Here is a 553-nt window from a genome sequence, read left to right as displayed (position 1 = left end):
AAGAAGCCATCGAAAAAATAAATACGCTAAAATCGAATCCTGAATGCGCGGATATCGTCTGGCATTATATCGGTAGTATCCAGCGTAATAAGACACGTGATATTGCCGAGCATTTTGATTGGGTACAAACCCTTGAGCGCGATATTATTGCCAAACGTTTGAACGATCAACGCCCAGATGAGCTCCCAGCATTGAACGTACTGATTCAGGTAAATATTGACAACGAAGACAGTAAGTCAGGTTGCTTACCAGCAGAGCTACCAGCATTGATCACAGCGATTAAAGGTTATGAGCGCTTGCAACTGCGCGGGTTGATGATTATCCCTGCCAAAGCAGATACAGATGCCTTTGCTCGAACCAAGGCATTGTTTGACGATATCAAAGCCAGCCATCCAGAGTTGAATGCTTGGGATACGCTTAGTATGGGGATGAGTGGTGATATGGCAGAGGCGATAGACAACGGCTCTACCATGGTACGTGTTGGTACGGCTATCTTTGGTGCGCGAGACTAGTTATGTGCGCGAGACTAGAATGCTGCATTCTAGGCCAATTG

The 553-nt window shown here is 46.1% G+C and carries 1 protein-coding gene; it reads left to right on the top strand.

The features are described from left to right. Window positions 1-512 (top strand): YggS family pyridoxal phosphate-dependent enzyme (locus ACS8FC_RS20015; RefSeq protein ID WP_439298072.1); only part of this gene is annotated, 512 nt, incomplete at its 5' end. Between the last annotated feature and the right edge of the window lie 41 nt (window positions 513-553).

This window comes from Psychrobacter sp. 1Y4 (genome assembly GCF_051847555.1).
This window is presented reverse-complemented; position numbering and strand designations above follow the sequence as displayed.